Annotated in this window: 15 protein-coding genes and 1 riboswitch; of the genes, 8 read left to right on the top strand and 7 right to left on the bottom strand. The window is 72.5% G+C overall.

Annotated elements, in window-relative coordinates:
* The first annotated feature begins 113 nt into the window (after positions 1–113).
* Positions 114–563: an Lrp/AsnC family transcriptional regulator gene (locus AC4IJH_RS08925; protein WP_490851017.1), complete on the top strand. Its 450-nt coding sequence runs from the start codon at positions 114–116 to the stop codon at positions 561–563.
* Here AC4IJH_RS08925 and AC4IJH_RS08930 read toward each other — a convergent pair.
* Positions 522–2,006, bottom strand: a complete 1,485-nt coding sequence (locus AC4IJH_RS08930) for an MFS transporter (protein WP_490851018.1) — start codon at positions 2,004–2,006, stop codon at positions 522–524. The genes AC4IJH_RS08925 and AC4IJH_RS08930 overlap by 42 nt on opposite strands.
* Positions 2,007–2,060: 54 nt before the next feature.
* On the opposite strand from AC4IJH_RS08930, the gene AC4IJH_RS08935 reads away from it, so the two are divergent.
* Complete coding sequence (locus tag AC4IJH_RS08935) at positions 2,061–3,041, top strand: LysR family transcriptional regulator (RefSeq protein ID WP_490851019.1); 981 nt, start codon at positions 2,061–2,063, stop codon at positions 3,039–3,041.
* On the opposite strand, the gene AC4IJH_RS08940 is transcribed toward AC4IJH_RS08935, so the two are convergent.
* Positions 3,010–3,597, bottom strand: a complete 588-nt coding sequence (locus tag AC4IJH_RS08940; RefSeq protein WP_490851020.1) for a Repetin — start codon at positions 3,595–3,597, stop codon at positions 3,010–3,012. The two genes, AC4IJH_RS08935 and AC4IJH_RS08940, sit on opposite strands and share 32 nt — an antisense overlap.
* A 374-nt stretch (positions 3,598–3,971) precedes the next feature.
* Between AC4IJH_RS08940 and AC4IJH_RS08945 the strand changes: the two genes are divergently transcribed.
* The gene (locus AC4IJH_RS08945; RefSeq protein ID WP_490851021.1) at positions 3,972–4,769 is read left to right on the top strand and encodes a carbon-nitrogen hydrolase family protein; all 798 of its coding nucleotides are present in this window, start codon (positions 3,972–3,974) and stop codon (positions 4,767–4,769) included.
* Positions 4,770–4,905: 136 nt separating this feature from the next.
* Positions 4,906–6,612 carry a flavin monoamine oxidase family protein gene (locus AC4IJH_RS08950; RefSeq protein WP_490851022.1) on the top strand — a complete coding sequence of 569 codons (1,707 nt, stop codon included), beginning with the start codon at positions 4,906–4,908 and terminating at the stop codon, positions 6,610–6,612.
* 46 nt (positions 6,613–6,658) lie between these two features.
* Here AC4IJH_RS08950 and AC4IJH_RS08955 read toward each other — a convergent pair whose 3' ends face one another.
* Entirely contained in the window at positions 6,659–7,357 is a 699-nt protein-coding gene (locus AC4IJH_RS08955; protein ID WP_490851058.1) for a DUF5995 family protein, read from the bottom strand.
* A 126-nt stretch (positions 7,358–7,483) separates the two neighbouring features.
* Positions 7,484–8,893: a uracil-xanthine permease family protein gene (locus tag AC4IJH_RS08960; RefSeq protein ID WP_490851023.1), complete on the bottom strand. Its 1,410-nt coding sequence runs from the start codon at positions 8,891–8,893 to the stop codon at positions 7,484–7,486.
* 185 nt (positions 8,894–9,078) lie between these two features.
* Here AC4IJH_RS08960 and AC4IJH_RS08965 point away from each other — a divergent pair, with 185 nt between their 5' ends.
* Positions 9,079–9,558 carry an acyl-CoA thioesterase gene (locus tag AC4IJH_RS08965; protein ID WP_490851024.1) on the top strand — a complete coding sequence of 160 codons (480 nt, stop codon included), beginning with the start codon at positions 9,079–9,081 and terminating at the stop codon, positions 9,556–9,558.
* 107 nt (positions 9,559–9,665) lie between these two features.
* Here the strand turns inward: AC4IJH_RS08965 and AC4IJH_RS08970 are convergent, their stop codons facing one another.
* Positions 9,666–10,916 carry an MFS transporter gene (locus AC4IJH_RS08970; RefSeq protein WP_490851025.1) on the bottom strand — a complete coding sequence of 417 codons (1,251 nt, stop codon included), beginning with the start codon at positions 10,914–10,916 and terminating at the stop codon, positions 9,666–9,668.
* Between the two features lie 65 nt (positions 10,917–10,981).
* Here AC4IJH_RS08970 and AC4IJH_RS08975 point away from each other — a divergent pair, with 65 nt between their 5' ends.
* The gene (locus AC4IJH_RS08975) at positions 10,982–12,232 is read left to right on the top strand and encodes an ROK family transcriptional regulator (RefSeq protein ID WP_490851026.1); all 1,251 of its coding nucleotides are present in this window, start codon (positions 10,982–10,984) and stop codon (positions 12,230–12,232) included.
* A 107-nt stretch (positions 12,233–12,339) separates the two neighbouring features.
* On the opposite strand, the gene AC4IJH_RS08980 is transcribed toward AC4IJH_RS08975, so the two are convergent.
* Together AC4IJH_RS08980 and AC4IJH_RS08985 are read right to left on the bottom strand one after the other, a co-directional pair.
* The gene (locus AC4IJH_RS08980; protein ID WP_490851027.1) at positions 12,340–13,116 is read right to left on the bottom strand and encodes an SDR family oxidoreductase; all 777 of its coding nucleotides are present in this window, start codon (positions 13,114–13,116) and stop codon (positions 12,340–12,342) included.
* A 113-nt stretch (positions 13,117–13,229) separates the two neighbouring features.
* Positions 13,230–15,581, bottom strand: a complete 2,352-nt coding sequence (locus AC4IJH_RS08985) for a chitinase C-terminal domain-containing protein (RefSeq protein WP_490851028.1) — start codon at positions 15,579–15,581, stop codon at positions 13,230–13,232.
* Positions 15,582–15,864: 283 nt separating this feature from the next.
* Positions 15,865–15,995: riboswitch (FMN riboswitch) on the top strand.
* Positions 15,996–16,188: 193 nt separating this feature from the next.
* Between AC4IJH_RS08985 and ribD the strand changes: the two genes are divergently transcribed.
* Positions 16,189–17,283 (top strand): bifunctional diaminohydroxyphosphoribosylaminopyrimidine deaminase/5-amino-6-(5-phosphoribosylamino)uracil reductase RibD, encoded by a 1,095-nt coding sequence (gene ribD / locus AC4IJH_RS08990; protein ID WP_490851059.1) that lies wholly within the window; start codon positions 16,189–16,191, stop codon positions 17,281–17,283.
* 2 nt (positions 17,284–17,285) lie between these two features.
* Positions 17,286–17,903 (top strand): riboflavin synthase, encoded by a 618-nt coding sequence (locus tag AC4IJH_RS08995; RefSeq protein ID WP_490851029.1) that lies wholly within the window; start codon positions 17,286–17,288, stop codon positions 17,901–17,903.
* The last annotated feature ends 44 nt before the right edge of the window (positions 17,904–17,947 follow it).

The following is a 17,947-nucleotide window of genomic DNA, read 5'->3' on the forward strand; positions in this document are numbered from 1 at the left end:
CATGGGGGCCTGTGTGCCCTGTGTTCTACTTCGTGTACGGCGCATCCGGCCCGCAGGGCATGCGCCGCCCCCGCCGGTCTGAGCAGAGAAGTGATCCACCCGCAGTGCGACAGATGAACGAACTCGACCAACGCATCGTCCATGCCCTGGCCGAGGACGCCCGCCGCTCCTACGCCGACATCGGCCAGGAGGTCGGACTGTCCGCCCCCGCCGTCAAGCGCCGGGTGGACCGGCTGCGGGCCGAGGGCGCCATCACCGGGTTCACCGTACGGGTCGACCCGGCGGCGCTGGGCTGGGAGACCGAGGGGTTCATCGAGATCTTCTGCCGCCGCAACACCTCGCCCGAGGCCATCCACCGCGGCCTGGCGCGCTACCCGGAGATCGCCTCGGCCTCCACCGTCACCGGCGAGGCCGACGCCATCGTCCAGGTCTTCGCCTCCGACATGCGCCACTTCGAGCGGGTGCTGGAGCGGATCGCGGGCGAGCCGTTCGTGGAGCGTACGAAGTCCGTGCTGGTGCTCTCACCGCTGCTGCGCAGGTTCAGCTCCGGCTCGCCCGCCTGAGCGGTCCCGCACCGCGGCGTGCCCCGCCCGCCGCAGGCCGATGATCACCGCGGCACCGGCCACCACCAGCACCCCGGCCGCCAGCCGGTAGCCGAAGGCGGTGGCGTCGCCGAACGCCTGGGCCGCCGCCTCGCCCCGCCCGGTCGCCGCGCCGTACCGTACCGACAGCACCGTGCCGACCACCGCGATGCCCAGCGCCGCGCCCAACTCCCGTGCCGCGCCCTGGAGTCCGGAGCCCATGCCGGAGCGGTCCGCGGGCACCGAGGAGACGATGGCGTGCGAGAGCGCGGGCATCGCCAGCCCCGCGCCGGTGGAGAGCACCAGCAGCCACAGGGCGTACAGGGGGTAGGGGGTGCCGGCGTCGACGGTGGACAGCAGCAGGAGCCCGGCGGCGATCAGCGCCAGCCCCGTACCGACGGTCGGGGCCTCGCCCGCCCGCTGCCCCCAGCGCATCCCGAACTTGGTCACCACCGCCATGCCGACGGCCAGCGGCACCAGCGCGAAGCCGGTCTGCAGCGGTGAGTAGCCCTTGACGTACTGCAGGAACTGGGCGTTGACGTAGAAGAGGGCGAACAGGCCGAAGAAGGCGACCGCGATGCCCACGCTGCCCGCGCGCAGCCGCCGCAGCAGGAACAGCCGGGGGTCCAGCAGCGGGTGCGCGCTGCGCAGCTGGTGCGTGACGAACACGGCGAACAGGGCCAGTGACAGGCCGAAGGAGCCCAGCACGCCGGCCGAGGTCCAGCCGAGCCCCGGGCCCTCGATGATGCCGAAGAGCAGCGCGCCCAGGCCCAGCACCAGCAGCGCCGAGCCGGTCGCGTCCAGGGTGGCGGTCTGCCGCGGTACGCGCGGCGCGGACCGGGCGGCCCAGGCCAGCAGGGCCGCGCCGAGCGGCACGTAGGCCCAGAACAGGCCCTGCCAGGGCAGGAATTGGAGGATCACCGCGCCGCCCGCGTTGCCCACCAGGCCGCCCAGGCCCATCGACAGGCTCCAGGACGCGACCGCCTGGGCCCGGTTTTCGGGCGCCGTGGCGTGCAGGAGTACGGACATGGTGGCCGGTACCAGCAGCGCGGCCCCGGCGCCCGATATCGCGCGGCCCGCCAGCAGCAGCCAGATGGCCGGGGCGAGCGCGCTGAGCAGCGCTCCGGCCGCGAACACGCCGAGGCCGGCCAGCAGGACGCCCTTGCGGCCCAGGCGGTCGCCGAGCGCGCCGGCCGGGATCAGCAGACCGGCGAAGACGATCACGTAGGTGTCGACGATCCACAGCAGCTCGGCGTCCGAGGGGTGCAGGCCGCTGGCGGCGATCTTGGGGATGGCGAGGTTCATCGCGGCGACGAGCGACTGCGCGACGAGGACGCAGGCGCACATCGCGGCCGTCACCGAGCGGGACGTGGCGGGGCCCGGTGCCGCGGCGTGTGCGGGAGCGGGGGAGGTGGTCGTGGTCATGAGCGGGACGCTAGGGTCGCCACGGATTAACTTCAAATGCAAGGTAGTCATCACATGATTGCGTCAAACGCAAACATCGATCTCAACCTCCTCACCGCCCTGGACGCGCTGCTGGAGGAGGAGAGCGTCACCGCCGCCGCCGACCGGCTGGGCCTGTCGGGGCCCGCGATGAGCCGGGCCCTGGGGCGCATCCGCCGCGCCACCGGCGACCCCGTGCTCGTACGGGCCGGGCGCCGGATGGTCCCCACCCCGCGCGCCCTGGAGATCCGCGCCGAGGTCCGGCGCCTGGTGGAGGCCGCCCAGGCGGTCCTGACCCCCGCCCAGCCCGCCGACCCGGCCGAACTGGAGCGGGTGTTCACCGTCAACGCCAACGACCTGTTCATCAGCGCCCTGGCGCCCGCGCTGGTCGCCAGGGCCGCCCGCCAGGCACCGAAGGTCTCGCTGCGCTTCTTGGGCGAGAGTCACATCGATGTGCCGCTGCTGCGGGACGGGGCCGCAGATCTGGAGCTGGGCGTCATCGACAGCCGCGAGCCCGAGATCCGCACCGAGGACCTGTACGTGGACCGGGCGGTGGCCGTGGTGCGCCGCGGCCACCCGCTGACCCGGGGCAGGACGACCGCCCGGCGCCTCACCCAGTATCCGCACGTCAACTTCTCGCGGCGCGGGCGGCGTTCGGGACCGCTGGACGACGCGCTGGCCGAACTCGGCCTGGAGCGGCGGGTGATCTCGGTCGTGCCGACCTATGCCGCGGCGCTGATGATGGTCGCCGAGACCGACGCGGTGGGCCTGGCGCCGGTCGGCGTCGGCGCCGCCATGGCCCGCCGCCTGGGCCTGCGGCTGCTGGACCTGCCCTGCGAACTGCCCACGATGCGGATCGCCATGGCCTGGCACCCGCGCCACGAGGCGGACGCCGGACACGTCTGGCTGCGCGGGCTGGTGCGGGACGTGGTGGGGGCGGCGGTCCGTGCGGAGGAGAGGGTGCGGGGCGGCTCCCTCCAGGACGCTAGTTCGTCCGGCTCCACGGGACGACCGTGAAGTCGCCGCGCTCCACGGCCGCGATCGGCGCGGAGCTCACGCACGGGGGGATGGTGTCCTTCGCCGGGGTGCTGGTGGCGGCCCAGCTGTAGCCCAGGCGGTCGTGGCGGCCCCGGTCGTGGACGGTGAAGCCGACCCGCCTGCCCCGCAGACCCCGCACATCGGTCCTGGTCACGATGCCGGTGGCCACCGCCACCTGGCCGCCGGGCACCAGGCAGTCGATCCGGCCCTCGGCGAAGCCGCGTCCGCTGCCGTCGGCGTAGACGTGGCTGAAGCGGAAGCCGCCGCGGGCGTGGGTGGGGTTCTTGCCGGCGGGGAAGCGGGCGTCGAAGGCGAAACGGACGTCGTCCCCGTCGGGGTGCCGCATCGTGCCCGACCCGGTCAGGGAGGGGTCCTGGGGGTGCTGGACGCCCGCTGCCGGGCGCGCCGCGGGCTTCTCGGCGGCCAGCGCGGCGCCGGTGGCCCCCGCGGTGATCAACAGGGCGGCGGCGACGGCCCCGACGCGGGTGCGTGCGGAGTTACGGGCGCTGCCACGGGATGCGGATCGGCGGTTCATGACGGCTCTCCAAGGGGTGTTGAGGAGGCGTGGTGGTGCGTCCGGCCGCTCCGGACACCCCCACGATCCCCTCGCGCCGCCGCCGGCCACATCGTCCGCCGTGCCCGGGCGCCTCGCCCGCGCGGCGGGGCCGCGGGCCGGGCGCGCTGCGACCGCGGAGGGAGGCGTCGTACGGCCAAGGGCTCATGGCACCCGCTCCGGCCTGCGCGAAGACCCGGCACGCAACGAATCGCCGTGCAGGCCGTTCAACGCGCAACAGATCCTTCCTAGAGGCGCAATGGTGATGCCTTGTACGGGCCGACGGCGGGACCGTACCTTCAATGCGACCCGCCTGATCCGCTTGGATCGTCCGCACAGACCACCCGAGGTGTCCCATGTCGCCGCTGCGCACCGCCCTGCTCCAGAGTTCGGGACGGCCGGGCGACGTGGCGTACAACATCCAGGTGATCGCGGACGCGGCGCGTCGGGCCGCCGCCACCGGCTGCGTGCTGCTGGCCTGCCCGGAGATGTTCCTCACCGGCTACGCGATCGGCGACGGCGTGCACCGCCTGGCCGAGCCCGCCGACGGCGACAGCGCCCGCGCGCTGGCCGCGATCGCCGCCGAGCACGCCATCGCGATCGTGTACGGCTACCCCGAGCGCGCGGGTGAAGTGGTCTACAACTCCGCCCAGTTGATCGGCCCCGACGGCGCACGGATGGCCAACTACCGCAAGACCCACCTCTTCGGCTGCTTCGAGCAGGAGTGGTTCACGCCCGGTCAGGAGCCGGTGGTCCAGGCCGAGTTGGGCGGTGTGCGGATCGGCCTGATGATCTGTTACGACGTGGAGTTCCCGGAGAACGTCCGCGCGCACGCCCTGGCGGGCACCGATCTGCTGGTGGTCCCCACCGCGCAGATGCACCCCTTCCAGTTCGTCGCCGAATCCCTGGTGCCGGTCCGCGCCTTCGAGAGCCAGATGTACCTCGCGTACGTCAACCGGGTCGGCGTGGAAGGGGAGTTCGAGTTCGTCGGGCTGAGCTGCCTGAGCGGACCTGACGGAGTCGTACGGGCCCGCGCCGGGCGCGCCGAGGAACTCCTCCAGACTGAGGTGGACCCCACCTTCCTCAAGGAGTCACGGGAGAACAACCCGTATCTGCGCGACCGGCGGCCGGAGCTGTACGGCTCCCTGATCTGACGCCCCGCACGACACGCCCTCCCCTCACCCGCTCCGGCCCCTTCACCCTGTTCAGCCCTTCTTGCCCCCACAGTTGCCCGAACCGCGTGACCGGTGCCCCTCGCACCTGCCTGCGCCCGTCCCGAGGAGCCCGTACATGACGTCCACGGTGCCCACCGCCGCCCACCACGCGGACACCCCGCAGCCCATCACCATGTTCGGGCCGGACTTCCCCTACGCGTACGACGACTTCCTGGCCCACCCGGCGGGCCTGGGGCAGATACCCGCGGTGGAGTACGGCAAGGAGGTCGCCGTCATCGGCGGCGGGCTCTCCGGCATCGTGACCGCCTACGAGCTGATGAAGATGGGCCTCAAGCCCGTCGTGTACGAGGCGGACCGGATCGGCGGGCGGCTGCGTACCGTCGGCTTCGAGGGCTGCGACCCCTCCCTGACCGCCGAGATGGGCGCGATGCGCTTCCCGCCGTCCTCCACGGCGCTGCAGTACTACATCGACCTGGTGGGCCTGGAGACCAAGCCCTTCCCCAACCCCCTTGCCCCCAACACCCCTTCGACCGTGGTCGACCTCAAGGGCGAGTCGCACTACGCCCGTACGGTCGAGGACCTGCCCGAGGTCTACCACCAGGTCATGGACGCCTGGAACGCCTGCCTGGAGGAGGGCGCGGACTTCTCGGACATGAACCGGGCGATCCGCGAGCGCGATGTGCCGCGCATCCGCGAGATCTGGGCGCGCCTGGTGGAGAAGCTGGACAACCAGACCTTCTACGGCTATCTCTGCGACTCCGCCGCCTTCAAGTCCTTCAGGCACCGCGAGATCTTCGGCCAGGTCGGCTTCGGCACCGGCGGCTGGGACACCGACTTCCCCAACTCCATCCTGGAGATCCTGCGGGTGGTCTACACCGAGGCCGACGACCACCACCGCGGCATCGTCGGCGGCAGCCAGCAGCTGCCGCTGCGCCTGTGGGACCGCGCCCCGGACAAGATCGTGCACTGGGCGCAGGGCACCTCGCTGGCCGAGCTGCACGGTGGCTCTCCCCGCCCGGCCGTCACCCGCCTGAACCGCACCTCGGGCAACCGCATCACCGTCACCGACGCCGGCGGCGACATCCGCACCTATGAGGCGGCCGTCTTCACCGCGCAGTCCTGGATGCTGCTCTCGAAGATCGCCTGCGATGACGCGCTGCTGCCCATCGACCACTGGACGGCGGTGGAGCGCACCCACTACATGGAGTCCAGCAAGCTGTTCGTGCCGGTGGACCGGCCGTTCTGGCTCGACAAGGCCGTCGACGACGAGGGGAACGCGACCGGCCGGGACGTGATGAGCATGACGCTCACCGACCGGATGACCCGCGGCACCTACCTGCTGGACGACGGCCCGGACCGGCCCGCCGTCATCTGCCTCTCCTACACCTGGTGCGACGACAGCCTCAAGTGGCTGCCGCTGGACGCGGGCGAGCGCATGGAGGTCATGCTCAAGTCGCTCAAGGAGATCTATCCCAAGGTCGACATCAGGAAGCACATCATCGGCAACCCGGTGACCGTCTCCTGGGAGAACGAGCCCTACTTCATGGGCGCCTTCAAGGCCAATCTGCCCGGCCACTACCGCTACCAGCGGCGCCTGTTCACCCACTTCATGCAGGACCGGCTGCCCGAGGACAAGCGCGGGCTCTTCCTGGCGGGCGACGACATCTCCTGGACGGCGGGCTGGGCCGAGGGCGCCGTCCAGACCGCGCTGAACGCGGTGTGGGGTGTGATGCACCACTTCGGCGGGGCCACCGACCCCTCCAACCCGGGGCCCGGGGACGTGTACGACGAGATCGCGCCGGTGGAGCTCCCGGAGGACTGAGCCACGGGCTCGCAGCGCCGGTGCGCGGGCGCGGGACGGAGCGGGGTCAGGTGAGCGGGGTCAGCAGACAGCGGCCGACCAGCCCCACCGCCGCGTCCATCCGCTCGGCGAACTCCTCGGCCACCTCGGGGAGTTCGCGCAGCCCCCACAGCACCCGGGCCGTGGCCCAGGCGCCGTCCCTGGCCCGCTCCAGGCTCCAGGAGCCGGCCAGGTGGGTCAGCGGATCGGCGATGTCCAGCAGGTCGGGGCCCGGCATCACGCTCTCGCGGATTCGTTCCTCCACACCGGTCAGGATCGCGCCGACGCGCTCGAAGTCCGCCTCCAGCGCGGCCGGTTCGCACTCCAGCATCCGGCAGGCGTCCACCACCGCCAGCGCGAGGTCGTGGCCGATGTGGGCATTGATGCCGGCCAGCGCGAACTGGAGCGGGCGCACCCCGGGGTGGCGGCGCATCTGGAAGAGCGGGCGCCAGCAGGCGGGCGGCCGCAGCCCGGCCGTCGCGGCGTCCACCGCGCCGAAATAGCGGCGGGCGAACAGGACGTCCAGCTCGGCCGCCGCGATGGGGTCCCGGAAGACGCCGTGCTCCGCGCGCCGCTCCACCTCTTCGGTGACCGCCAGGTAGACCCCGTTGAAGACGGCGACACCGTCCCTGGCGGGGAGCGCGGCGTCCAGCGCCCGCATCCGCGCCAGCACGCCGTCCACGCCCGCGGCGGCCGCCGGCCGCCCGTCCGCCTCGCACCGCTGCATCGTCGTCATGTGCTCAGCGTGACAGTTCGATACGGAACGTAGGCGGGGTTCGGGCACATCTGACCGGATCGGGGTAATCCCGGCGCACCGTAAGGGTGTCCGGCCTGCGCCGGGCCGTACGGCGGTCTACTTCTCCGGCTTGTCCTGCGTCCGCTGGTCGTCGTAGGAGCTGGTGCCCTCGTCCAGCAGCGGCTCCGTCTGCTCGGCGCTCTCCTTGAGGTGCGCGGGGGCCAGCGCGCGCAGGACGTGGTAGCCGGAGAGGACCACGATCGTGCCGAGCGCGATGCCGTTCAGCTCGAAGTTGTCGCTGACCTTCAGGCTGACGCCGCCGATGCCGATGATGATGCCCGCGGCCACCGGCACGAGGTTGAGCGGGTTGCGCAGATCGACCTTGTTGTGGACCCAGATCTGGGCGCCGAGCAGGCCGATCATGCCGTACAGGATGACGGTGATACCGCCCAGGACGCCGCCGGGGATCGCGGCGACGACCGCCCCGAACTTCGGGCACAGGCCGAACAGCAGGGCGAAGCCGGCGGCGGCCCAGTAGGCGGCGGTGGAGTAGACGCGGGTGGCCGCCATGACGCCGATGTTCTCGGAGTAGGTGGTGTTGGGCGGGCCGCCGACCGCGGTGGAGAGCATCGAGGCGGCGCCGTCCGCGGAGATCGCGGTGCCCAGCTTGTCGTCGAGGCGGTCGCCGGTCATCTCGCCGACCGCCTTGACGTGCCCGGCGTTCTCGGCGACCAGCGCGATCACGACGGGCAGCGCGACCAGGATCGCGGACCACTGGAAGCTGGGCGCGTGGAAGGAGGGCAGCCCGATCCAGTCGGCCTTGCCGACGCCGGAGAGGTCCAGGCGCCAGTGGTCGGTCATCGCGCCGGCGCCGTTGAGCGAGTGGATCTTCCCGAAGACGCTGTCGAAGATCCAGGAGATGGCGTAGCCGAAGATCAGGCCGAGGAAGATGGCCACGCGCGCCCAGAAGCCGCGCAGGCACACCACGGCCAGGCCCGTGAAGAGCATGGTCAGCAGGGCCACCCACTGGTCCTGCGGCCAGTACGTGCTCGCCGTGACCGGTGCCAGGTTGAAGCCGATCAGCATGACGACGGCGCCGGTGACCACCGGCGGCATCGCGGCGTGGATGATCCGCGCGCCGAAGTGCCGTACGGCCAGGCCCACCAGGAACAGCGCGGCGCCGACGGCGAAGACCGCGCCGGTGACGGTGGCGCTGGAGCCGCCCTGCGCCCGGATGACGGCCGCGACGCCGACGAAGGAGAGCGAGCAGCCCAGGTAGGAGGGCACCCGGCCGCGGGTCGCCAGCAGGAAGATGGCGGTGGCGACACCGGACATCATGATGGCGAGGTTCGGGTCGAGACCCATCAGTACCGGCGAAACAAAACTCGCCCCGAACATCGCGACCACGTGCTGGGCGCCCAGCCCCGCCGTCCGCGGCCACGACAGCCGCTCGTCCGGTCTGACGACGGCGCCCGGCGCGGGATTGCGCCCGTCGCCGTGCAGGGTCCAGCGGAGGCCGAGGCCCATGGCTGCTCCACTTCTTCGCGGCCACGTTCGTGTGCGCGCGGGGGATGGCGGGGTGGGGGAGACGGTGGCGGCGGACGGTTGTGCTGTCCATGATCGCCGCGATGACCGGCGAAAGCATTCTAAGCAGCCGCTTACGATGGCTCCGTACCGTTCAACCAGCAACATTCGCATCAGGAGCACCACCCGTGAGCGTCGAAGCCGCCGAGTCCGTGCAGACCGCCACCCCCGTCCCGTACGGCCAACTGGTCCCCGTCACCGTCCACTTCGACGACCTCGACGCGCTCGGCATGCTCCACAACTCCCGCTACCCGCTGCTGGTCGAGCGCGCCTGGGCCGACCTGTGGCAGGGGCGCGGCTTCCGCTTCGAGGGCGACCCGGCAGCGGCGGGCGACATGTTCAACGTCATCAAGGAGATGCGGGTCTCCTACGAGATGCCGGTGACGGCGCCGGGCTCCTACGCCGCGCACCTGTGGATCGAGCGCCTGGGCCGTACGGGGCTGACCTACGGATTCCGCGTGTGCTCCGCCGACGGCACCCGCACCCACGCGCAGGGCCACCGCGTCCTGGTGCGGGTGGACCCGCAGACCTTCCGGCCCATCCCGTGGTCGGACCGCGCCCGCGCCATAGCCGGCGGGCTGCTGCGGCCCGGGGCCGAGGAGGCCTGAGCGGCGCCGGTGTCCGTACCCCGGCGCGGGTACGGACACCGGCTCGGATACACCGGCGGGGGCGCTTCCGTGCGAAGCGCCCCCGCTCTTTTGCCGCCGCGGCGGGCTCAGTTCTCCGCGCGGGCCGTCGCGGCCTTCCCGGCGGCCGACGTCGCCGGGCCCTGCTCGCCCGAGCCCCCGCGCCCCTTGGCGCGCAGCACGCCCGCCCCCAGCACCAGGCCGAACGCCAGCGCCGTGACCAGCGCGAACGACACCGTCAGCGAGGTCGCCTCGGCGATCGAGCCGACGGCCGAGGGGGCGATCAGGCCCGAGGTGTAGGTGATCGTCGCGACGCCCGCGATGGCCTGGCCCGGCGCTGGACCGCTGCGCCCGGCCGCCGCGAAGGCCAGCGGGACGACGACCGCGACCCCCAGCCCGATCAGCGCGAAACCGCCCATCGCCATGACCGGGTGGCTCGCCGCCACGACCAGCACGCCGCCCACCGTCGCCAGCAGCCCGCCCATGCGTACGGTGCGCACCGGCCCGAAGCGGGTGACCACCAGGTCACCGGCGAGCCGGGCGGCGGCCATCGTGCAGGAGAAGGCGGTGGTCGAGGCCGCGGCTATGCCGGCGTCGGTGCCCAGCGCATCGCGCAGATACACCGCCGACCAGTCCAGGCTCGCGCCCTCGGCGAAGACCGCGCAGAAGCCGACCGCGCCGATGACCAGCGCGGACTTCGGGGGCAGCGCGAAGCGCGGCGGCGGGTGCTCCTCGGGGGCGCTGCGCAGATCCAGTACGCCCTGGCAGGCCGCTGTGCCGAAGAGGGTCAACGCGACGGCGGCGAGGGCGAGATGGATACGGGCGTCCAGCGCGCCGTGCGCCGCGACCGTGCCCGCCGCCGAGCCGAGCAGGACGCCCAGGCTCCACATGCCGTGCAGCCCGGACATGATCGATCTGCCGAGCCGTTCCTCGGTCTCCACGCCCAGCGCGTTCATCGCGACATCCGACATGCCCGCGCTCGCGCCGTACGCCAGCAGCGCCAGGCACAGCACGTAGATGTTGGGGGAGAGGGCGGGCAGGGTCAGCGACAGCGTCCACAGGGCGAGCAGGACGCGCAGCGCGGTCCGGGAACCCAGGCGGTGGCTGACGCGGGCCGCGAGGGGCATGGCCAGGGACGCGCCGATGGCGGGGAAGGCCAGGGCGAGGCCGAGCTGGCCGGCGCCGATGGAGGCGTGGTCCTGGATCCAGGGGATGCGGGTGGCGAAGCTGCCGGTCACCGCGCCGTGTACCAGGAAGACCGCGGCCACGGCCCAGCGGGCGCGGCGTAGTCGGGGCAGAGGGAAGGCAGGCGACGCTTGCGTCGCGCCGGTGTTGACCATGGCGCATAAACTATCAGGAAGCCTGCCTGTTAATAAGGCCTTTTTCGTCTGGAAGGATCGCGGTCATGCATGAATCGCGTGTGCCCACCGCCGGCCGCACCGCCTCGCCGAGCACGGCCCGGGCCATCAACGACCGCCTCGCCCTGCGGCTCCTGCAGTCCGAAGGTCCCCTGACGGCCGGTCAGCTCAAGACCCTCACCGGGCTGTCCCGGCCGACCGTCGCCGACCTGGTCGAACGCCTCCAGGCGGCGGGCCTGCTCTCGGTCGTCGGCGAGGCGGGCGCGCAGCGGCGCGGGCCCAACGCCCGGCTGTACGGGATCGTCGCGGACCACGCCCACCTCGCCGGATTCGACATCCGCGAGCACAGCGTGGGCGTCGCGGTCGCCGATCTGCTGGGCACCACGCTGGCCACCGGGACGGTGCCGGTGGCGCCCGGCACCCCGCCCGGCGAGGCGGTCGGGCTCGCGGTCGCCGCCCTGGACAAGGCCCTGGGCGAGGCGGGGGCCGAGCGGCCGCACACCGTCGCGGTCGGCGCCCCCGGCCTGGTCGACCCCGCCACCGGGCGGTTCGACCACTCCGCGTGGGTCGCCGCCTGGCACGCCCCGCTGGTCGCCGAACTGAGCGAACGCCTGGCCGCGTCGGTGCTGTTGGAGAACGAGGTCAACCTCGCCGCGGTCGCCGAGCAGCGCGATGGCGCGGCCCGCGACCGCGACACCTTCGTCCTGCTGTGGCTGGGACACGGCACCGGCGCCGCCGTCGTCCTGGACGGCAGACTGCGCCGTGGCGCCTCGGGCGGCACCGGCGAGATCGGCTTTCTGCCGGTGCCCGGCACCGGCGGGCTGCCGAGCGCCACCGGCTGCGACGGCGGCTTCCACTCCCTGGCGGGGTCCGCGGCGGTCGTCGAACTCGCCGGGCGCTTCGGCGTCCGGCCCGTGGCCGATGCCTCCTCCGCCGAGGAGGGCGACGGGGACGCGCCGCCCGCCGAGGCGCTGGTCCGCGCGGCGGTGGCGGGGCTCGACGCCCCCGCCGCTGCGAGCGGCCCTGACCACGCGGGCTTTCTCGACGCGCTGGCCGCGCGTATCGCCGTGGGCGCCGCGGCGGTCAGTGCCGTACTCGACCCCGGCTGTGTCGTCCTGGGCGGCGAGATCGGCCGGGCGGGAGGCCCGCGGCTCGCGGCCCTGGTGGCCGGGCAGCTGGCGCGGATCTCGCCGCTGCGTACGGAGATCCGCGCCAGTACGGTCGGCGGCCGGGCGGTGCTGCGTGGTGCGGTGCTGGTGGCGATGGATGCGGCGCAGGATGTGGTGTTCGCGCCGTAGGCGCCGCGCCGACGGTCGTGCAGCCGCAAGCCGGTGCGGGCCGGTCGCGCCCACTCGGCGGAGCCGCATATCGACGCGGCCCCGCGCCCCCTAAGGGGCTTACGCGCCTAGGGAGTCGGTCCTCCGCTGCGTTCCGCCAGGAAGTCGAAGTACGTGATGCGTCCGTCCGCGTGGGCGGGGGTGAGGTTGCCGCCGGAGCGGAACGCGGCGAAGGCTTGGCCGGGGAGGCGCAGGGGCAGGAGGAGGCGGCGTTTGCCGCCGGTGCGCAGGGTGGCGCGGGCCAGGGCGCGGGCGCTGAAGACCTGGGGTCCGCCCAGGTCGGGGACGCGGCCCGCGGGAGCGGCGGTTGCCAACTCGGCGAGGCGGGCGGCGACGTCGCGGACGTCCACCGGCTGGATGCGCAGGCCCGCCGGGAGCGGGAGCACCGGGGACCGGGCCCCGGTCTTGACCAGGCGCAGGACGAGGTCGTGGAACTGGGTGGTGCGCAGCACGGTCCAGCCCAGGCCGGATTCCTCCAGGAGCTGTTCCACGTCGAGCTTGGCGCGGTAGTAGCCGAGCGGGATGCGGTCCACCCCGACGATGGAGATGTAGACCAGGTGCCCCACCCCGGCGGCGCGGGCCGCCGCGATCAGGCGCCCGGCCGCCTCCTGGTCCCCGCCTGAGGGCGAGGAGGCGCAGTGCACGATCGTGTCCACGCCCTCGACCGCTTCGGCCAGCCCGGTGCCTTCGCGCAGGTCGACGGCGTACGAGCGCAGCCGTGGCCGTGGGTGGTCGGTGCGTGGTCTGCGGCTGAGGGACCGTACCTCGTGCCCGGCCTCCAGCAGCCGGGTCACTACGGCCCGGCCCAGATCGCCGGTGCCGCCCGTCACCAGAATCGTCGTCATGGCAGTTGTGTTCCCCTGTGCGTCGGGTTCATCGTCCGCACCCTTGGACGGGCGGCGCCGTCCGGATGTGACAGCGCCGCCCGTAGTCGGTCACCTGGGCCCGAGGGGACGGGTCAGCAGGTGCCCAGGTCCTGCCAGACGCCCCACTGGCCCGTGGTGCCGGGCTCCTCGCCCTTGGTCCACCACTTGGACTTCCAGGTGTGCGACGTGTGGGACACGGTCGTCCCGGAGCCGTAGCCGGAGGCCGCGTTCCAGGCGGGCGCGGTGCAGGTGCCGGGGGTCGTCGGGTCGGGGGAGGGGCCGGGGCCCGGTCCCGTGCCGGGTTCGACGAGCTCCGTGCCGCGCGCCAGGTCGCCGGCGAGCGCGTAGGCCGTGCCGGAGATGTTCACCGTCCAGTTCGACGGGGTGGAGACCGGCAGGTAGTAGTTGAAGGAGAGGTCCACGGACGCGCCGGGGGCCAGCGACTGCCACGCCGGGAGCTTGAGCGAGACGCGGTGGAAGTCGCCCTTCAGGCCGCCGACGTTGCTGCCCGTGTGGTCGCTGCCGATGACCTTCGTGCCGAACCCGGACTGGTCGGAGGCGTTCGCGGGGGCCGAGGTGGCGTAGTCGAACTGGAACTCCGTGCCGCCCGGCAGCGCCGTCTTCGTGTTGTTGGTGATCTTCACCTTGGGGGTGATCGGGTAGTTGGAGTCGCCGAGCTTGAAGTCCCCGAACTCCACGCCGATACGGACGGCCTTCTTCGGCAGCTCCTTGTTCGCGACCGTCGCGCCGTAGGGTTTGGCCGCCTTGAACGTGTCGTACATCAGCGAGGTCAGCGTGGAGCCCGGCTCGTACTGGCCCTTGGCGGCGTTGAAGCCGTAGTCCCCGGCCAGCTCCCAGATCATGGTGCCGCCGATGCCCCGGTCCACCACGTAGTCGGCCTTGGCCTTGACAGACTGCTCGTCCTCGGTGGACAGGAAGACCTTCTTCTGGGCGTTCCACAGCCAGGGCGCGACCAGAGTGGAGTCGTACTTGCGGGCGTAGGTGCCGGTCAGCTGGGTGCCGGGGCCGAAGCCGTACTGGGAGAGGTAGTCGCCGACGATGCCCTTCTCCAGGTTCTTGGCGTGCCACATCGGGTTCGAGCCCGCCGGGGACTCCTTGCCCGCGCTGTCCTTGTCGTGCCACAGGTTGTCGATGCCGACGGCGCCGTCGCCGCACTTGGTCAGGCCCGCGCCCGCCGGGCAGCTGCTCGCCGGGGCCTTGCCCCACAGGCCGTCCGTGCCGCCCTGGACGTTCTTGAAGCCGCGGGTGTAGTACGGCAGGCCGATGTTGATCCGCCCGGCCGGCATCGAGCCGCGGAAGTAGTGGTAGGCCCAGTCGGTGTTCAGGTAGCCGATGCCGCCGTACTGCTGGCTTCCGTAGACGCCCGCCGCCGCGAGCTCGCTGTCCTTGCCGTCGTCGAAGAGCGAGGCGTTGGGGCCCACGTGCTCGTTCCAGGCGCCGTGCAGGTCGTAGCTCATGATGTTGACGTAGTCCAGGTACTTCTGGACCTGGAAGGTCTCCATGCCGCGCAGCAGATAGCCCGAGGAGGGGGCCGCGACGGTGAGCAGATAGTGCTTCCCGTCGGCCGCGCCCGCCCGGTCCAGTTTCTCGCGCAGCGTCTTCATCAGGGCCGCGTAGCCCTTGACCAGGCCCGCCCGGCGGCCGTTGGCCCGCTGCCAGTCCAGCGGGTTGCCCGCGTCCTTCATGGTGGTGGGGTACTCGTAGTCGATGTCGACGCCGTTGAAGCCGTACTTCTTGATGAAGGAGACGGCCGAGTCGGCGAAGGTGTCGATGCCCGCCTGGTTGACCGAGCCGTCGGCGTTGGTGGCCATGGAGTAGAAGCCGCCGGAGTCCACGCGCTTGCCGTCGTCGCCGAAGTAGCCGCCGGTCTCGGCCCAACCGCCCACGGAGATCAGGGTCTTGACGTCCGGGTGCTGCTTCTTGAATTTGTTCAGCAGGTTGAAGTGGCCCTTGTACGGGAGCGCCGGGTCCATCTCGGCGCCCGCGACGCCGGGCCAGGTCATGCCGGTCGCGGCGTTCTTCTCGCCGTCCGCGCCGACCGAGAGCTTGTTGGCGCCGTCGATGTGCCCGAAGGCGTAGTTGAGGTGGGTGACCTTGTCCCACGGGATGTCGGAGGCCAGATAGGAGGGCAGGCCGTCCTTGCCGGTGCGCCAGCCGGTGAAGTAGCCGATCACCCGGCGCTGGTGGTCGGCGCCCATCTTCTCGCGGCCCTGGGCGTCGTAGACCGAACAGTAGGGAACGTCCACGCCGGGCGTGGCATACAGGCCGTCCGGGCGGCACGAGGCGTTCTCGGGCGCGGGCGGTGCGGCGGGGGCCGCGGCGGCGGGCAGCGTGCCGAGCAGCAGTCCGGCGGTGGCGGCGGTGGCGGCCAGTACGGCCGTGCGCCGGGCGCGTGATCTTCGGGGGCCCGGCGGCTTGCTCATGGACAACACGATCGGTTCCTCCTGGGAGGTGGCTCGAGGGGGTGAGCGGGGATGCCGTGCTGTGTGGGGGTGCGCAGACAGTAAAAGGACTAGACCATTGCGTCAATAGGTTCGTACGGAGTTCAAGGAACCGTCGCCGGGCAGGAGTTGCGCCCGGTGGCCCGGCGGCGTACCGGGGCGGCGCGCGCGAGCGGCCCGCGCTCCGCTGTGAGGCAGGCCACAGGGCTTGCCCGCATGGGTGACGATCAGACGTGGCAGACTGAAGCCGTACTGAATTGATACGCAGCGCACTCCGGGGTCGGTGAAATTCCGAACCGGCGGTTACAGTCCGCGACCCGTCCGCAGCCAGCGGCCGGTTGAGCAGGTGGAATTCCTGCACCGACGGTTAAAGTCCGGATGGGAGGCAGTGCGCGGCGGGTGAACAGCGGTCCACCGCCGTCGGCGGCCCGTCCTCGATCGCCATGATCGGGCGGCGGCCCGTATCCCGGCCCCGGTGTATCCGCTGTCGCATCCCGCTTCTGTCGTTTCCCGACAGCCCCGGAGTCCGTGCCCGAAGCGGCAGGAGGACCCGGTGGCCACCGCAGCAGCCCTCGCAGAACACACGGCGATGCGCCGTGCCATCGAGCTGGCCGGCCGCGCCCTGGGCAACACCAGCCCCAACCCCGTCGTCGGCTGTGTGATCCTCGATGCCCGGGGGCACACCGCGGGCGAGGGCTGGCACCGGCGGGCCGGCGGCCCGCACGCCGAGATCCACGCCCTGGAGGCCGCGGGGGAGCGGGCCCGCGGCGGCACCGCACTGGTCACTCTGGAGCCCTGCAACCACACCGGTCGCACCGGCCCCTGTGCCCAGGCCCTGATCGACGCCGGAGTCGCCCGTGTCGTCTACGCCGTCGCCGACCCCACCCCCACCGCCACCGGCGGCGCCGCCACCCTGGCGGCGGCCGGCGTCGAGGTCGTCGGCGGGCTGCTGGCCGACGAGGCCGCCGCCGGGAACGAGGCCTGGCTGACCGCCGTCCTGCGGGGGCGCCCCTTCGTCCTGTGGAAGTACGCCGCCACGCTGGACGGGAGGATCGCCGCCGCCGACGGCACCAGCCGCTGGATCTCCTCGCCCGAGTCCCGCGCCGATGTGCACCGGCTGCGCGCCCAGGCCGACGCCGTGATCGTCGGCTCCGGCACCGCCCGCGCGGACGACCCGCAGCTGGGGGCCCGCGTCCAGGGCGTCACCGACGCCGAGGTCACCCAGCCGCTGCGGGTCGTGATCGACTCCGCGGCCGGCGCCGTCAAGCCCGGCGCCCGGGTCCTGGACGGCACCGCGCCCACCCTGATCGCGGTCGCCGAGGACGCGGACGCCGCCCACCTGGAAGGGCTCGCCCCCATCGTCCGGCTGCCGCGCGCCGATGAGGGCCGCGGGCTGCACATCCCCGCCCTGCTCCAGGCCCTGTACGAACGCGGCGTACGGTCCGTGCTGCTGGAAGGCGGCCCCACGCTGGCCGGGTCCTTCCTCGCCGCGGGCACCGTCGACAAGGTCGTCGGCTATCTCGCCCCCGTCCTGCTGGGAGCCGGCCCCGCCGCCCTGGGCGAGGCCGGAATCAGCACCCTCTCCCAGGCGTTGCGCCTCGAAGTGACCGACACCGCCCGGCTCGGTCCCGATCTGCGCATCACCGCCACCCCCGCACTCCACGACCTCCACGAGGAGAACTGAACGTGTTCACCGGAATCGTCGAAGAACTGGGTGAGGTCGCCGCCGTCGAGAACCTCGGCGACTCCTCCCGGTTCCGGCTGCGCGGACCTGTTGTCACCGAAGACGCCAAGCACGGCGACTCGATCGCCGTCAACGGCGTGTGCCTGACCGTCGTGGACAGTGCCGACGGCGAGTTCACCGCCGACGTCATGGCCGAGACCCTGACCCGCTCCAGCCTGGGCGCGCTGGTGCCCGGCTCCCGCGTCAACCTCGAACGCCCCATGGCGCTGGGCGGGCGCCTGGGCGGCCACCTCGTCCAGGGCCATGTGGACGGCACCGGCACCATCACCGGGCGCACCCCCGGCGAGCACTGGGAGATCGTGCGCATCGCGCTGCCGCCGCGGCTGGCCCGCTACGTGGTCGAGAAGGGCTCCATCACCGTGGACGGCGTGAGCCTGACGGTCGTGGAGGCCGGGGACGACTACTTCACCGTCAGCCTCATCCCCACCACCCTCGACCTGACCACCCTCGGCATCAAGAAGGCCGGGGACCCGGTCAACCTGGAGGTCGACGTGCTGGCCAAGTACGTCGAGCGGCTGATGGCCGGCGGCGCGACGGACCCGAAGGAGTCCGCGCGGTGAACAGCCTGAACTGGCTCAACGGTGAGGCGTTCGCCCTCTTCGGG

It is taken from the genome of Streptomyces sp. UF-297 (assembly GCF_058245575.1).

Coding starts and splice junctions, on each gene's coding strand:
- AC4IJH_RS08925 (WP_490851017.1), top strand. CDS start 114: ATGAACGAACTCGACCAACGCATCGTCCATGCCCTGGCCGAGGACGCC.
- AC4IJH_RS08930 (WP_490851018.1), bottom strand. CDS start 2,006: ATGACCACGACCACCTCCCCCGCTCCCGCACACGCCGCGGCACCGGGC.
- AC4IJH_RS08935 (WP_490851019.1), top strand. CDS start 2,061: ATGATTGCGTCAAACGCAAACATCGATCTCAACCTCCTCACCGCCCTG.
- AC4IJH_RS08940 (WP_490851020.1), bottom strand. CDS start 3,597: ATGAACCGCCGATCCGCATCCCGTGGCAGCGCCCGTAACTCCGCACGC.
- AC4IJH_RS08945 (WP_490851021.1), top strand. CDS start 3,972: ATGTCGCCGCTGCGCACCGCCCTGCTCCAGAGTTCGGGACGGCCGGGC.
- AC4IJH_RS08950 (WP_490851022.1), top strand. CDS start 4,906: ATGACGTCCACGGTGCCCACCGCCGCCCACCACGCGGACACCCCGCAG.
- AC4IJH_RS08955 (WP_490851058.1), bottom strand. CDS start 7,357: ATGCAGCGGTGCGAGGCGGACGGGCGGCCGGCGGCCGCCGCGGGCGTG.
- AC4IJH_RS08960 (WP_490851023.1), bottom strand. CDS start 8,893: ATGGGCCTCGGCCTCCGCTGGACCCTGCACGGCGACGGGCGCAATCCC.
- AC4IJH_RS08970 (WP_490851025.1), bottom strand. CDS start 10,916: ATGGTCAACACCGGCGCGACGCAAGCGTCGCCTGCCTTCCCTCTGCCC.
- AC4IJH_RS08975 (WP_490851026.1), top strand. CDS start 10,982: ATGCATGAATCGCGTGTGCCCACCGCCGGCCGCACCGCCTCGCCGAGC.
- AC4IJH_RS08980 (WP_490851027.1), bottom strand. CDS start 13,116: ATGACGACGATTCTGGTGACGGGCGGCACCGGCGATCTGGGCCGGGCC.
- AC4IJH_RS08985 (WP_490851028.1), bottom strand. CDS start 15,581: ATGAGCAAGCCGCCGGGCCCCCGAAGATCACGCGCCCGGCGCACGGCC.
- ribD (WP_490851059.1), top strand. CDS start 16,189: ATGCGCCGTGCCATCGAGCTGGCCGGCCGCGCCCTGGGCAACACCAGC.